Raw genomic sequence first — 15,316 nt, 5'->3', positions numbered from 1 at the left:
GTTCCGATCTTTTGCGCATAGCACAATTTTTCTGATCGTAACCATGACCTTATCGGAAAAATCATGCAACGGGTGCAGAAGCTGGTCTATAAGACCTGCATGAGCGACGAACCTGATGCAGGACAGCGGAAACCCGACGAGACGAGCGAACGGCCCTTGCGCCGTGGCTGGACGACGGGTGCTTGTGCAACCGCTGCGACCAAAGCGGCTTTGATCGCGTTGATCACGGGCGAATTTCCCGATCCCGTCGCGATCATCCTGCCTAAAGGAGAAGTACCGCATTTCCAGCTGGCGATCGAATCGATCGGCGATGGTTATGCCATGGCAGGTATTGTCAAAGATGCCGGTGATGATCCCGATGTAACGCATGGTGCCACGATAATCTCGACGGTGTTTCCCGCACCGCCCGGAAGCGGCATACAGTTTGTCGCGGGCGAAGGCGTCGGAACAGTCACCCTGCCGGGACTTCCCATCTCGCCTGGAGAACCCGCTATCAATCCCGTACCACGCGAAATGATGAGCAGGATTTGCGAGGAAATCTGCGCGCAATATGATCTTCCGGCAGACCTCGTCATCACAATCTCTGTGCCTGAGGGCGAAGAGTTGGCCAAGAAAACCTGGAACCCGCGTCTTGGCGTTGTCGGCGGCATTTCGATACTGGGAACCACTGGCATCGTTCACCCCTTTTCTTGCGCGGCCTGGATACATTCGATCCACCGCGGCATTGACGTATCACGTGCAGCAGGCCTCAAGCATGTTCTCGCCGCAACCGGCTCCACCTCCGAGGATGCGGCGCAAGCCATTTATCATCTGCCGGAGATTGCGCTTCTTGACATGGGCGATTTCGCCGGCGGTTTGCTGAAATACCTGCGCGTTCATCCAATCGATCGACTGACAATAGCCGGCGGCTTTGCCAAGCTGACAAAACTGGCACAGGGTGCGCTCGATCTTCATTCTGGCCGCAGCCAGGTCAGCATGACTTTTCTTGCTGATGAAGCTGAAAAGCTGGGGCTCGATCCAAGTGTGAGGGAGAGGATTCTGAATGCCAACACTGCGCAGGAAGTGCTTGAATTGACACAATCTATGGGAATTGATCTCGCCAGTCTCATTGCCACACAGGCCAGGCAAACAGCTCTTGCCACGCTGAAGGGCGCCCCGGTTGAAGTAGAGGTCATCGTTACCGATCGCAAGGGTACGGTTCTTTCCCGTGTCTAATCGTCCGATTCTCATTCTGGGTGGTACTGCCGAGGCGTCAAAACTCGCGTCTCGTCTCGCCGCGCAGGGTCACCGCGTGATTTCATCTTTGGCGGGACGCACGCTTAATCCGGCAACACTCAAGGGCGAAGTTCGCATCGGCGGTTTTGGTGGTGCGAGAGGCCTTATTGCATACATCGTGAAACAGGAAATATCTCTGCTCATCGACGCAACTCACCCTTTCGCAACGCAGATCTCTGACAATGCCATCCTTGCAGCAGCTTCAACAAAAACGCCTTTCGTCCGGCTGGAACGCCCCGCTTGGCACGCGAAACCGGGCGACCATTGGACAAGCGTCACGTCGCTTGAAGACGCGGTTTCCCTCATCCCCGCTAAGGCACGCGTGCTGCTCGCACTTGGACGACAACACATCGCACCGTTCTCCAGTCGCGGCGACGTACATTTTGTCGTGCGAATGATAGATCCGCCTGAAGCGCCACTTGATCTTGTGGACTTCGAACTGGAATTGTCAAAGCCGGGCAAAGTTGATGACGAGACGACGTTCCTGACGACGAAGCGCCTCACGCATATCGTCTGCCGTAATTCCGGCGGCACTGCCTCCTACACCAAGCTCAAGGCGGCGCGTGATCTCGGTATTCCTGTGATCATGATCGATCGTCCGCATCGCCCCAGCACCCATAGTGTGACCGATATCGAAAGCGTCATTCTGTTTGTTGATAGATTTTTTGGCTCAGCCTGATGGCTTGCGCAGCGAGTGCGTGTGGCCCTTGTGATAAAGAGCCGAATCCCGGAAAGTATCTGCCGCTAGACCGCGCCCAACAAAAATCATCGCTGAACGATCCAAGCCCGACATTTTTACCTTGCCGGCAATATCGGCAAGTGTTCCGTGTATAAATTGTTCGTCTGGCCAACCCACGCGATAGGCAACAATCACAGGACAATCAGCGCCGTAGAGCGGGGAAAGTTCGGTTTCGATATGAACCAGATTACGGATCGAAAGGTGGATAACCAACGTCGCACCCGATTTCCCAAGAGTTGCCAGATCTTCGCCTTCCGGCATAGAGGATGATTTTATCGAACTACGCGTCAGGATGATGGTTTGACATACTTCCGGAACCGTCAGTTCTTTTTTCAAGGCGGCAGCGGCGGCCGAAAATGCCGGAACGCCCGGCGTCACGTCATAGTGAATACCCAAAGCATCGAGGCGCCGCATCTGCTCTGCCACCGCACCGTATATCGACGGATCACCGGAATGAACCCGCGCCACATCCTTGCCTTCCGCGTGGGCCTTCTCGAACTCCGCAATGATCTCATCGAGCGTGAGCGATGATGTATCGACCACGCGCGCGTTTTCGGGCACTTCCGCGACCATTTCCACTGGAACCAATGAACCTGCATACAAACAGACTGGACAAGATTGAATCAGTTTTAATCCGCGGACAGTAATAAGGTCGGGGGCGCCGGGGCCTGCTCCAATAAAATGGACCGTCATTTTTTATCTCTTTGTACAGCCAATGCTGCTGTGGCATGAGCCGATTTTGTCTTTCCAACGACCAATACGCCTGTCGGTCCAAAACCTGCAAGCGCGGCGGCTTCAGCCACGCCGTGACATCCCATCAGTGCAAAAACGCGATCAGACGGGTTTAGTAAACTCGGTGTCTGTTCTTCCAGAATGGCAGCACTGAAGTAGCAAACAGGTCGGTTGAATTTCTGCGCCACATTTAAAATGGCTGGCTCACCCCGTCGCAAGTCTATCGAGTGTATGCCGCTTAGATCCGACGGCTTAATGGCGGCGTCTTGCAAGACCTTGTTGACGAGGTCCAAAAGCTCGTCCGGCGCACATCCCCGTTCGCATCCCACCCCCAGCGCATAGATTGACAAAATCATACTTGCTTCTTGTGCAATTCTTCCGGTGTCACGCCCAAAAGATCGGCCGTCTTGCGGATCAGATTGGCTTCCTTGGCATCCAATTCATCGTCGGCATTCGCGATTGCCAAAAGATGGCGCAGCAACTGAACCTTACGTTCAAACGAAACGTCCGCAAAGGCGAGCGCCGCCTGGGTACTTGTGGTTTCGTAACCGAAATCTTTAAGGTATTCAGCTACTTCTCCGAACTCCTCAGGCAAAATTCCGAAATCATTCGCAGCGATACGCAGAATCGCACCATATTCGGCTTTATCAGTCTTTCCATCCGCCAATGCTATATGCAGCAGCAGCAAAAGTTCTGCAGTCAATACCGGGTCATCGGCAACCTTCTGCACTGCACTTTTCGTACCCAGAAACGTCGCGATGCGATCAAAAATGCTTTCGCTCATTTTACCCCCAAATCGTCTCTACTGATTGATTGCAGTACAGACAGCCAAATTCAAGTAGCGAAACGCCTCAGACCAGCATCCATAAAATTAAAATTCGATGCCCTTTTGAGCCTTGATGCCCGATCGGAACGGATGCTTGATCATTTCCATCTCGGTGACCAGATCCGCAAACTCGATGAGCTCCTCTTTGGCGTTGCGGCCAGTGATGATCACATGTTTCATATGCGGCTTCTGCTTCAGAACTTCGATGATTTCATCGACCGTCAGATAGCCATAACGCAGGGCAATGTTCAGTTCGTCGCAGAGCACCAGCTCGGTTTCGTCATCAAGGATCATCATCTTGGCCTGTTCCCACGCATCGCGCGCCATGGCAATATCGCGGGCACGATCCTGCGTTTCCCACGTAAATCCCTCGCCCATAGCGGAAATTGTCACCTGCTCGGGGAACTTCTCCAGAACCCAGCGCTCGCCCGTATCCCATGATCCCTTGACGAACTGGACGACACCGATCTTCATGCCATGGCCGAGTGCCCGGAACACAACGCCGAAGCCGGCCGTGGATTTGCCTTTGCCTTTGCCGGTATTAACAATGACCAGACCTTTTTCGTCGGTCTTTGTTGCCAGAATCTTGTCGCGCACCGCTTTCTTCTTGCGCATCTTGTCGGCGTGCCGCTCATTGATTTCCGCTTCGGTCAGATTCTGCAATTTTTGTGACTTTTCAGCCATGTGGCTTTCCCTTCCGAATCAAATTATCAGGCAGCAAGTTTGCTTAGATCGTAGCGCGCCGAGTTGGAACGCGGCGTCCAGAAATTGCGAGTCACTGCCTGTTCCAGCTTTTCCGCGATATCGCGCAGGGCATGCGGATTCTTTTCCACCAGGAAGGCACGTACATCGTCATCCACCAGAAATGCCTGATAGACGGCTTCGAAATGGTGGTTGCCGACCGCACCCGTGGTAGCTGCGAAAGCGAAGAGATAGTCTACAGTCGCCGCCATCTCGAATGCACCCTTATAGCCGTGGCGCATCACGCCAGTAATCCATTTCGGGTTGGTCACGCGGCCACGAACAGTACGGGCGATTTCTTCCTCAAGCGTGCGGATAACGGGTTTTTCCGGACGCGAATGGTCATTGTGGTAGATGGTCGGACGTTCACCTGAGACAAGTTCCACCGCCGCCGACATACCGCCCTCGAACTGGTAATAATCGTCGGAATCGAGCAGATCATGCTCGCGGTTGTCCTGATTTTGCACGACGGCGTTGACGTCCCGCAGCCGCTCTTCGAGCAGGCCCCGCTCCGCATTGCCCTCAATACCCGCACCATAGGCATAGCCGCCCCAGACGAGCCAGGCTTCGGCCAGATCATCGCGCTTCGCCCAGTCGTTCTCGTCGATGAGTGCTTGCAGGCCCGCACCATAGGCACCCGGCTTGGAGCCGAATATGCGAAAACCAGCGCGCTGTTTGGCCAGCTTCTCATCAGTGCCTTCTGCAATCAGCCTTGCCTGCTCGCTGCGCATACGCGCGGCGATAGGATTGTCCTCGGTATCTTCATCCAAAGCGCCCACTGCCCGCACTGCCATGTCGAACAGCGCTATCTGGTCTGGAAATGCATCGCGGAAGAAGCCTGAGATACGCAGCGTTACATCGACGCGTGGACGGCCAAGCATTGCCGTCGGGATGATCTCGTAACCGGTAACCCGGCGCGAGGCCATTTCCCAGACGGGCCTGACGCCAATCAATGCCAGCGCCTGTGCAATATCGTCGCCGCCAGTGCGCATGTTGGATGTGCCCCAGGCCGTAAGGCCGAAGGAGGTCGGCCATTCGCCATGATCCTGCGTGTAGCGTCGGATCAGAAGCTCAGCGGATTTTTGTCCGAGTTCCCATGCCGCAGGCGTTGGTACGGCGCGGGTATCGACAGAAAAGAAGTTTCGCCCTGTCGGCAAGACATCCGGACGCCCGCGAGTTGGTGCCCCCGACGGTCCCGGCGCAACGAATCGCCCATCCAGTGCTGTCAGCAAGCCATTCATCTCGGCGTCACCACAGACTATAACGGCAGGGTATAGATTGGTACGAATGCCTTCTAGGACCACGGCCGTCGCAATCCAGCTCTCTGGGCAATCCATCTCTCCGGCCACCAATTTGGCGGCCAGCAGCTCGACACGTTCGACGGTATCGCCGGCGATGCGCCAAGGCTCATCCGAAATAGCTTGCAAGATATCGGGGCGAGGCCCGTTCCACGGCTTGGCCATCTCACAATCCAGCGGGTCGAAGCCCTCCAGCCCGAGATCGAGCGCAATCGCCCGCTGCAGGCTCTGATCGGCGCCATGGCCGGCTCCGCGTGGCACGCGCGCCAGCGCAACCACGAGATCGGTCAGCAGATGCCCTTCCGGCGATCGTCCAAAAACATGCAGGCCATCGCGGATTTGCATTTCCTTCAAATCGCAAAGATACGCATCGAGTTTCTGCAGAGCGAGATCGTCCGGGTCATGATCGTGAATGCCGGCATCGCTGTCGAGCCCGATATCGCGGACCAGATCGAGAATTTGCGCCTTAAGACGCACAAGACGGCGCGGATCGACACCGGATGCCTCGTAATACTCGTCCACCAGCGCTTCGAGGTCTTTGAGCGGGCCATAGCTCTCGGCGCGCGTTAGCGGTGGTGTCAAATGATCGATGATGACGGCGGATGAGCGGCGCTTGGCCTGTGTACCCTCGCCCGGATCATTGACAATGAACGGATAGATATGCGGGACGGCACCAAGCACGACTTCCGGATAGCAGTTATCCGAAAGCGCCAAGGACTTGCCCGGCAGCCATTCGAGATTGCCGTGCTTGCCGACATGGACGATGGCGTGGGCGCCATAGACCTCGCGCAGATAGGCGTAGAACGCGAGATACCCATGTGGCGGCACGAGATCGGGCGAATGATAGGTTTCTTTCGGATCGATATTGTAACCGCGCGCCGGCTGAATGCCGACAAGCGTTTCGCCGAAACGGGCGAGCGGCAGTGCGAACGTCTGCGCATCCTGCATAAAGTACGGGTCGGCATCAGGCTCGCCCCAGCGGGCAGTGACAGCAGCTTGAATCGATTGTGGAAGCTTTTCAAAGAAGCATCTGTATTGATTCAAAGAAATGGTTTCGCGGATTTCCCGGCCATCGCTCGCAGCGTTGGTCGGGCCCGCCATCATATGATTGATCAGCGCGTCGCCGTCAGTTGATACATTGGCAACCGGGTAGCCCTGCTCGCGCATCGCATGCAGGATGTGCCAGGTACCCGCAGGCGTATCCAAACCCACACCATTGCCAAGCCGGCCGTCGCGATTGGGATAATTGGCCATAATGAGAGCGACGCGGCGCGCCACGGGCTTTGCGGCTCGAAGCCGCGCCCAGTTGGCTGCCAACGCCGCAACAAATTCAACACGATTGGCCAAGGGTTCGTGCGTTACGATATTAGCCTCGACCGCTTCATCATAATGCTTTGCGGATTTGAACGATACAGCGCGTGACAGCACACGGCCATCCACCTCGGGAAGCGCCACATTCATTGCCAGGTCGCGGGCTGACAAGCCCTGATCGGAGCCGCGCCATTGTTCGATGCTTGATCCGGAAAAGATAACCTGTAGCACCACGGCGCCGTCGTGTTCGAGCACGGTAGCTTTGCGTGCGCTGCCCGGTGCGGAAACGGCAAACCCGGTGGCATTGAGCACGACCGCAGGCGGCGCTTCGCCGAAAATGCTCTCTAGCGTCGCCACAGATACCGGATCTTTCAGACTAGAAACGAACACCGGTAAAGGGTTGAGCCCCTTGGCTTTCAGCGCATCGATCAAAGCTTCGACCGGCTGCGTCTGCCCGCTCTGCACCAGTGCGCGGTAAAAACAGATGGCCACGACCGATGCATTATCCCGCCAATGCCCATGCAGTTCTTCCAGCGATGGCGCGGCACTGCCCGGCCACCACAACCCGGCTTTCAAAAGCGGCGCTGCCTCCTGCGGCTTATCCCTGCCGTCAATCAGTGATCCACAATAATCGAGGAAACGTAGGGCGTTCTGCGCGCCGCCCTCCAGCAGATAGTGCCACAGCGCATCGCGATCCTGTCGTGAAATCGTGGAAAACCGGTCCAGCCCAGGGTCCGGCTTATCGTCACCTGGCAGCACCGCAAGCTGTACCTTGTGATTAACGGCGCAAGCATGCAACGCCTCCAGCCCGTAAGGCCAATAGCTTTCGCCGCCGATAATCCGCACAACAATAAGCTTTGCATGGCGCGCTGTCCGCTCGACATAAGCATCAACGGACATGGGATGCGCCAGGGCCATCATATTGGCGAGGCGCAACGATACGGCATCGTTTTGTCGCTGGGCAGAGCTAAGGCTTGCCAGTTCCGTATCGGCAGCGGAAAGAAACAGCACATCTCCCGGCGTCTGGCCAAGGTCTATGGCCTCGGCGCCTTCAACGATCGTGCCTTTCTGGGCAAGCAGGAGATGCATTCAATTTTCCTAAGTTCAAGCCGCCGCAGCGTTCATTGCAGTCGAAATGGCTGCTGTGTCGATATCGTGCAAACCGATCACCACGAGCCGCGTTTGCCGCTCTTCGCCGGGGCTCCAGCTTCGGTCGAAATAATGCTCGATGCGCGAGCCAACGGCCTGAATCACAAGACGCATCGGCTTGCCGGGAACATCGACGAAGCCCTTGAGCCGCAGGACATCGTGATCGGCAATCACTGCTTTGAGCTTTTCGACAAATGATTTGGGCTCGGCCACTGGACCAAGTCCGACGACGAAGCTCTCGAACTCATCATGATCGTGCGCTTCGCCTGCCGCATGTTCCATCTCGTGATGCGACTGGCGATTGGCGATGTCTTCCTCGGTGCCGACGCCCAGTCCAAGCAGCAATTCATTGCTAAGCTTGCCGTAGCTTGCTGAAACCATGTTGAGCGAGCGCGAGGATCGGCTCTGCACATCGCTGCGAACACTCGTCAGTTCGGCATCGCTGATAAGATCGGATTTGTTGAGCACAATGAGATCAGCGGCACGTATCTGGTCTTCGAACAGCTCTTCAAGAGGACTTTCGTGATCAAGCGATTCATCTAGTTGGCGCTGCGCATCGATCTTGTCGTGATCGTCAGCAAAGCGACCTTCGGAAACCGCAGCGGCGTCGATGACGGTAACCACACCATCGACGGTCACTTGTGTCTTGATCTCTGGCCAGTTGAAGGCCGCGACCAGCGGTTGCGGCAAGGCAAGACCCGACGTCTCGATGACGATGTGGTCGAAGCGATCCGGCCGATCCAAGAGTTTGGTCATCGTCGGAATGAAATCATCCGCGACGGTGCAGCAGATGCAGCCATTGTTCAGTTCAATCATATCCTCGTCGCGGCACGCCTCGATCCCGCAACCTTTAAGCAGATTGCCATCGACGCCAAGATCGCCGAACTCATTGATGATGAGCGCGATGCGCTTGCCATTGGCATTTTCCAGGAGGTTGCGGATCATCGTCGTCTTGCCCGAACCGAGGAAGCCGGTGATGACGGTAGCCGGAATCTTTTGACCCTGCATGGTGTTATCCCTTCATTTTGAGCGGCAGTCCTGCCGCGACGAAATAGACCTGAGCCGCAGCGGCCGCCACGGCTTGATGAAGCCGGCCCGCATGGTCGCGAAAGTCGCGCGCCATGCGGTTTTCCGGCACGATGCCGAGACCGACCTCATTGGAGACCAGCACCGTGGCACCCTTAAATGTTGGCAGCGCCGCAACAAGCCGCGCTGTTTCTGTTTCGATATCTTTCTCAGACATCATCAGATTGGTGAGCCACAAGGTCAGGCAGTCGATAAGAACTGCGCGGTTGCCGGTGCACTCGCTTTGCAGCACACCGACCAGATCGAGTGGTTCCTCGATGGTGGTCCAGGAACTACCACGCCGCTGCTTGTGCTGTCCGATGCGCTCCGACATTTCGTCGTCCCACGCCCTGCCGGTGGCAAGATAGACCGCATGCAAACCGGACGCTTCTATTAGCCCCTCGGCAAAGGAGGATTTACCGGAGCGCGCGCCGCCAAGTATAAACGTAACCCCGCGCTCCAGCGTTATCATCACGCATCCAATTCCGATTGCGCATAATGCTGAATGGCCCAGCCAAGCGCTGTTCCGAGCACCACCCAGAAGAACAGGTTGGTTGCCAGTGTCGACACTGCAAATTCGGAAGCCAAAGTCGGCGGTACGCTTGAGGTGAGATCGTCGACTTCAGGCGCACCGTAAATATGCGGAGCCACGATCAGCGCAATGCCCAGCACCTTTGCCCAGATCTCGTCGCGAAGCACGATGAGATAAACGCCGCCTGCCGTCAGCAGAACTGTAATCAGCCACCATGCTTGCCTTGTGGCGAGATCGGCGGCAGGCATTGCCGGGAGTTCCGGCGCAAGGCTGAATGCAGGCGCAAGATTGAAAATAAAGAAGCCTGCAAGACCCCAATAAATACCATTTTGCAACGTGATCCTGCGACCCAGAAAAAGTGCGGCAGCCCCTGTGATGAGGGCAAAGCCAGCACCGGCAACGAGATTGATCAGCAGCGTATTGCCAAAGCGGCCGAATGGAAGCGCAGGGCTTGCCTCTTCTTCATGTTCGTGCGGGGCTACGGCAGCGGGTGCAGCCTCAGTCGCCGCCGCTGCAGCGTCATGGCTATGTTCATGACCGCTGGCGTTTTCATATTCCTCGGCATGCAGAATAAGCGGAACATTCCGCACATACATCGCCGGTGTCAAAAGAATACCGGCAAACAGACCGGCTACGATGGTAGCCAGAAGATATTTAACCAACATGGAATTCACTCCCCATCCCTAAAGCGAGACGCCGGGTACCTGAAAAAGGCCCCGGACCAAACAAATTGTAATTTTTCAATGCGTAAGAGCAGATAGCTGAATCGTCTATTCAGCTAGTGAAAAGCTCAATGGCAGGGAAATCCATATGAATGGCGGGTGTCGTGCGCGGTATCATGCAGCGTTTCGGAATGCGAAAGACCGACACCGTAGATGATGAACACGCCGAGCATAAGCGAAAACACCGCCGTGGTCAGACGCGATGCGAGCGGGAGAGAAATCGTAGTCGAAGTACGAGCAGCAGCCATAACAACCTCCGTGCAGGGCCAGAAGGGACAATCCCCTTCGGTTTTGGGCACTATTGCCCTATGACTGGCAGGTCTCCTGGCTCGCGGGTCGTAAGATCAATGCCGCCTTCCCGGTCTCCCAGTGGCTGCCATCAGCTTTCGCTTCTGGCGCTGACATCGATCCTCACCGCTCTACAGTCGCGGGGTCGGCTGCGGTTAGGTCGCCCTGATGGGTACGGCCGTCGCATTCCCTTTTGATCCCTTGGCCTTTGGCCGATATCGGGAACCAATCATGGGGTGGACGTTATTCATCAAGCGACGGAAATGTCAAACAAAACTACGACATCAACCTGGGTCTTCCGCGTCACGGCTGTGATTTCAGCTGAAGCAGCGCGTCGATATCCAGCACGTCAGACAGTTGGCTGGCTATGGAATCGAGAGCCTGGTCTACCCCGGCATGATAATCGAGCGCGTCCGCAGCAATACCCATGGATTGTAAGAATGCCGCCCTGAAACCATCGTCTACGAATAGCCCGTGCAAATAGCTGCCAAAAACTTTGCCGTCCCTGGAGGTGGCACCATCCTCTGTGCCATTGATACGAACTGTTGGTCGCTCGCAGTCCGGTCCCGTTGTTCTACCAAGGTGAATCTCGTAGCCCTTCAACGGCAAATCGAACTGCAGCGAATGAGCGTCTACATTGCGCACCGTCTTCTCCGGTTCCATTACCGTATCGATATCGAGGTGACCGAGACCTTTTACTTCCGTGACATTTCCTTCAATTCCATCGGGATCGCGGACAGTGCGACCGAGCATTTGATATCCGCCGCATATGCCGATGATATGCCCCCCGCGTCGCCGGTGCATTTCAAGATCGCCGTCCCAGCCATTCTCCTTGAAGCGCAAGAGATCGCCAATCGTGGATTTGGAGCCGGGAATGATCACAAGTCCGGCATCTGCAGGCAGCCGTTCGCCACTTCTTACCATGACCACATCCACCTGCGGTTCTGCCATCAGCGGATCGAAATCATCGAAATTGGCAATGCGGTCGAGAACAGGAACGGCGATTTTCAAAGCCCGCCTCTCGCCTTTGACCAGGCGTTCCAGCACGACTGAATCCTCGGCGGGTAACCGCGAAGCATCCTTCAACCATGGCACGACGCCGAATGACGGCCAGCCAGTAAATTGCGTTATGGATTTGAGTCCATCATCGAACAAGGAAATATCGCCGCGAAACTTGTTGATGATATAGCCAATGATCATGTCACGATCCTCCGGTTGAAGAATCGCGTGTGTGCCGACGATCGATGCAATCACCCCGCCACGATCGATATCGCCCACCAGCACGACAGGCACTTTGGCACGGGTTGCAAAGCCCATATTGGCGATGTCGCCAGCGCGCAGATTGATTTCCGCAGGCGATCCCGCACCCTCGATTATAACCAGATCCGCACCGTCCCGCATGATATCCCAAGACACCATGACCGCATCGAGGAGCTGCGCTTTGAACTTCTGGTAATCCCTGCCCTTGGTCTGCCCCCAGACCTTGCCCTGCACGATGATCTGGCTGCCGGTCTCCGATTGTGGTTTCAAAAGCACCGGGTTCATATGCACCGATGAAGGCACGCCGCAAGCCAGTGCCTGCAGCCATTGCGCCCGGCCGATCTCACCGCCATCGTCGCTCACCGCGGCATTGTTGGACATGTTCTGCGGCTTGAAGGGGCGCACCTTCAGCCCGCGATTGCGCGCCAGCCGGCAAAGTCCGGCCACGAGGACCGATTTCCCAACATCAGAGCCAGTTCCCTGCAACATGATTGCGTACGTCATAGGCTTTGAGTAGCGGATATGTCTTTCTCTTCCTAGCCCCACGCAAAATGTTGCGCCCCCTCGTGCTTGGGATAGAGTGCCTGGAACAAGAATACAGGGAGGTTGCCATGGACACACTGGTCGATTCGGCGTCCGGTCAGTTCGAACTCAACGAGGATCAACTGGCAATCCAGGACATGGCCCGTGCGTTTGCCTCCAATCGTGTGGCACCCAATGCCCTCTCCTGGGATCGCGAAAAGCATTTTCCGGCGGATGTGATTCGCGAGACCGGTCCGCTTGGTATGGGCGGTATTTATGTGCGCGAGGATGTGGGCGGTTCAGGGCTGAAGCGGCTCGATGCCGTTCTGATTTTCGAAGTCCTGTCGGCGGCTTGCCCTGCATTCTCGGCGTTTATATCCATCCACAATATGGGAACATGGATGATTGATCTCTTTGGCAACGAGGAGCAACGTCTGCGCTTTGTACCGAAATTGACGTCCATGGAGTGGTTGGCCAGCTATTGCTTGACCGAACCCAATTCCGGTTCCGATGCTGCAGCACTGAAGACACGCGCGGTGCGCGACGGCGATGAGTACGTGCTCAACGGTGCCAAGCAGTTTATCTCAGGTGCCGGCGACTCCGACGTTTACGTGACAATGGTACGGACCGGCGAGGACGGACCGAAAGGCATTTCAGCGCTTGTAATCCCGAAGGACGCCCCCGGCCTTTCGTTCGGCGCAAATGAGTTCAAGATGGGGTGGAACGCTCAATCCACGAGACAGGTCATCTTCGATAATTGCCGGGTTCCGGTGGCAAACCGACTTGGCGAGGAAGGCGACGGCTTCAAAATTGCCATGGGCGGCCTTGATGGCGGACGTCTCAATATTGCGGCCTGCTCTCTCGGCGGCGCACAGTTGGCGCTGGACAAAGCCGTAGCCTATGCCTCCGAGCGTAAGGCCTTTGGCAGGGCGATCAACCAGTTCCAGGCGTTACAGTTCAAGCTTGCCGACATGGAAACGGACCTGTCGGCAGCCCGCATGTTGCTTTATACCGCCGCTTCGAAACTGGACCGCAAGGCGCATGATGCGTCGAAATGGTCAGCCATGGCCAAGCGCTTCGTTACGGATGTTGGCTTCAATGTCGCCAACGACGCGCTGCAGATCCATGGTGGTTACGGTTATCTGCACGACTATGGCATCGAGAAGATCGTTCGTGATCTGCGCGTTCACCAGATACTCGAAGGAACGAATGAAATCATGCGCGTCATTATCGCACGGCATATGACGGACCGCTGAAATCACATTGCATCAGGGAGAAACACTGCGATGACAACAATCGCTTTTATCGGTCTTGGCCATATGGGCAATCCAATGGCGGCCAATCTGGTCAGGGCAGGCCATACGGTTCTCGGTTTTGACCTCTTGCCAGAGAATTTGAACGTGGCGAAGGGCCATGGCGTGACGATCATGGCCAGCGCCGAGGCGGCAGTTGTGGACGCCGATGTCGTTATCACGATGCTTCCGGCGGGAAAGCACGTGCTGTCGGTATATCATTCCGTCGCCAAGGGAACAAAGGCCGGCGCGCTTTTCATTGACTCCTCCACAATCGACGTTGAGTCCGCGCGCAAGGCCCACGAAATAGCGCAAGCGAATGGGCTGAAATCGGTCGATGCACCTGTTTCTGGCGGTATTGGCGGCGCAGCAGCCGGTACCCTGACGTTCATGGTTGGTGGCAGCGCTGAAGCGTTTGCGAAAGCTGAACCCATTCTTAAACCCATGGCGGGCCGTATCGTGCATTGCGGAGAGGCAGGCAACGGGCAAGCCGCAAAGATCTGCAACAACATGATCCTCGGTATCTCGATGATCGGCGTCAGCGAGGCCTTCACGCTGGCGGAAAAACTTGGCCTCTCGCATCAAGCATTATTTGATGTAGCCTCAACTTCATCCGGGCAATGTTGGTCGCTGACCACATACTGTCCGGTGCCCGGCCCGGTTGCCACGTCTCCAGCGAATAATGGCTATAAGCCGGGATTTGCCGCTGCATTGATGTTGAAAGACCTCAAGCTGTCGCAGGAAGCCGCCGCGAGCGTAGGAGCAGCGACGCCGCTTGGCGCCCATGCCGAGTCGCTCTATGCGGCGTTCAATTCGGCTGGCAATGAGGGTTCTGATTTTTCAGGAATTGTAAATTTCTTGCGCGAATCCAACCGCGATAACTGAAAACACAGAGCAAAGCCCGGAAAACTTCCAAATTTAGATTTGCTTAAGCACTCGCTAACCTCGCGGTAACCATGTCCGGTTAAACCTTTACAGGTAAGCAGACCAAGACCCTGCTCACCTGCTCCGGATCAGGTACTGCGTACCGGAGTTGCTGCTTCTTCGGACTATATCGAGTATAAAAAGACCGCACTGCTCCACTCTGGGACAGGGCGGTTTTTTAAATGCTCCGGTTCCGAAATGCAAAGAAGAACCGCCACCTGAGGCAGCGGTTCTGCATAAATCACCTTGGTATATCAGCCCGCCGAACGCGTCCATATGAACGAAAGAGCCGACGCTACGCCGCTCTTCGCATTGTTCGATGGTGCGTTGCGCTTTTCAGTGGCATTCCACGAAATATGGACGCGGTTATTGCGGTTAAAAATATAGAGCATTCCTGCACCTCGAAGAGAAAACTATTGTTGCCTCTCAAATGCGCTACTTGCCTGAAATTTGATCAGGAAAATTCGCCATGGGGTGTCGCATTTTCTGCATTCACCCTCGCAAATTCGCATGGCAGGCATGCGCAAATCGCCTGCCTGTCTAGATTGTGGCACTTTGCGACCAAACAATAGCGTGGCGCGAACAGAAAAGCGTCAACACAATTGACGCCACACCTCACCACGCGGCAGGGCATGGCCCT

The 15,316-nt window shown here is 56.0% G+C and carries 14 protein-coding genes and 1 riboswitch; of the genes, 4 read left to right on the top strand and 10 right to left on the bottom strand.

Annotated elements, in window-relative coordinates:
• The first annotated feature begins 99 nt into the window (after positions 1-99).
• Both N8E88_RS24815 and N8E88_RS24810 read left to right on the top strand, forming a co-directional pair.
• Entirely contained in the window at positions 100-1,215 is a 1,116-nt protein-coding gene (locus N8E88_RS24815) for a cobalt-precorrin-5B (C(1))-methyltransferase (RefSeq protein WP_262295611.1), read from the top strand.
• Positions 1,208-1,954, top strand: a complete 747-nt coding sequence (locus N8E88_RS24810) for a cobalt-precorrin-6A reductase (RefSeq protein ID WP_262292911.1) — start codon at positions 1,208-1,210, stop codon at positions 1,952-1,954. Before N8E88_RS24815 ends, N8E88_RS24810 begins: the two co-directional genes overlap by 8 nt.
• Here the strand turns inward: N8E88_RS24810 and cobM are convergent.
• The 10 genes from cobM to N8E88_RS24760 all read right to left on the bottom strand — a co-directional run bounded on the left by cobM (position 1,946) and on the right by N8E88_RS24760 (position 12,442).
• Positions 1,946-2,707: a precorrin-4 C(11)-methyltransferase gene (gene cobM / locus N8E88_RS24805; protein ID WP_262292910.1), complete on the bottom strand. Its 762-nt coding sequence runs from the start codon at positions 2,705-2,707 to the stop codon at positions 1,946-1,948. The genes N8E88_RS24810 and cobM overlap by 9 nt on opposite strands.
• Positions 2,704-3,102, bottom strand: a complete 399-nt coding sequence (locus tag N8E88_RS24800; protein WP_262292909.1) for a cobalamin biosynthesis protein — start codon at positions 3,100-3,102, stop codon at positions 2,704-2,706. Before N8E88_RS24800 ends, cobM begins: the two co-directional genes overlap by 4 nt.
• On the bottom strand, positions 3,099-3,530 hold the full coding sequence (locus N8E88_RS24795; protein ID WP_315975257.1) for a tellurite resistance TerB family protein: 432 nt from the start codon (positions 3,528-3,530) through the stop codon (positions 3,099-3,101). Before N8E88_RS24795 ends, N8E88_RS24800 begins: the two co-directional genes overlap by 4 nt.
• An 87-nt stretch (positions 3,531-3,617) precedes the next feature.
• Positions 3,618-4,256, bottom strand: a complete 639-nt coding sequence (cobO, locus tag N8E88_RS24790; RefSeq protein WP_262292907.1) for a cob(I)yrinic acid a,c-diamide adenosyltransferase — start codon at positions 4,254-4,256, stop codon at positions 3,618-3,620.
• Between the two features lie 26 nt (positions 4,257-4,282).
• Positions 4,283-8,011, bottom strand: coding sequence for a cobaltochelatase subunit CobN (gene cobN, locus N8E88_RS24785; protein ID WP_262292906.1), 3,729 nt, complete (start codon positions 8,009-8,011; stop codon positions 4,283-4,285).
• Positions 8,012-8,026: 15 nt separating this feature from the next.
• Positions 8,027-9,079, bottom strand: coding sequence for a cobalamin biosynthesis protein CobW (cobW, locus tag N8E88_RS24780; protein ID WP_262292905.1), 1,053 nt, complete (start codon positions 9,077-9,079; stop codon positions 8,027-8,029).
• Positions 9,080-9,083: 4 nt separating this feature from the next.
• Positions 9,084-9,608, bottom strand: coding sequence for a bifunctional adenosylcobinamide kinase/adenosylcobinamide-phosphate guanylyltransferase (gene cobU / locus N8E88_RS24775; RefSeq protein WP_262292904.1), 525 nt, complete (start codon positions 9,606-9,608; stop codon positions 9,084-9,086).
• Complete coding sequence (locus N8E88_RS24770; RefSeq protein ID WP_262292903.1) at positions 9,608-10,333, bottom strand: CbtA family protein; 726 nt, start codon at positions 10,331-10,333, stop codon at positions 9,608-9,610. Before N8E88_RS24770 ends, cobU begins: the two co-directional genes overlap by 1 nt.
• 125 nt (positions 10,334-10,458) lie before the next feature.
• A complete protein-coding gene (locus N8E88_RS24765) occupies positions 10,459-10,638 on the bottom strand; it encodes a CbtB domain-containing protein (protein WP_106710117.1) in 180 nt (59 codons plus the stop codon).
• Positions 10,639-10,686: 48 nt separating this feature from the next.
• Positions 10,687-10,923: riboswitch (cobalamin riboswitch) on the bottom strand.
• Positions 10,924-10,981: 58 nt separating this feature from the next.
• Positions 10,982-12,442: a cobyric acid synthase gene (locus N8E88_RS24760; RefSeq protein ID WP_262292902.1), complete on the bottom strand. Its 1,461-nt coding sequence runs from the start codon at positions 12,440-12,442 to the stop codon at positions 10,982-10,984.
• A 107-nt stretch (positions 12,443-12,549) separates the two neighbouring features.
• On the opposite strand from N8E88_RS24760, the gene N8E88_RS24755 reads away from it, so the two are divergent.
• Positions 12,550-13,716 carry an isobutyryl-CoA dehydrogenase gene (locus N8E88_RS24755; protein ID WP_262292901.1) on the top strand — a complete coding sequence of 389 codons (1,167 nt, stop codon included), beginning with the start codon at positions 12,550-12,552 and terminating at the stop codon, positions 13,714-13,716.
• Positions 13,717-13,746: 30 nt separating this feature from the next.
• Positions 13,747-14,637, top strand: coding sequence for a 3-hydroxyisobutyrate dehydrogenase (mmsB, locus tag N8E88_RS24750; protein ID WP_262292900.1), 891 nt, complete (start codon positions 13,747-13,749; stop codon positions 14,635-14,637).
• Positions 14,638-15,316 lie beyond the last annotated feature (679 nt).

The sequence above is a fragment of the Phyllobacterium zundukense genome (assembly GCF_025452195.1).
Classification (GTDB): Bacteria; Pseudomonadota; Alphaproteobacteria; order Rhizobiales; family Rhizobiaceae; genus Phyllobacterium; species Phyllobacterium zundukense_A.
Note: the sequence above shows the minus strand (reverse complement) of the source record. Positions and strands in the feature narration are given on the sequence as shown.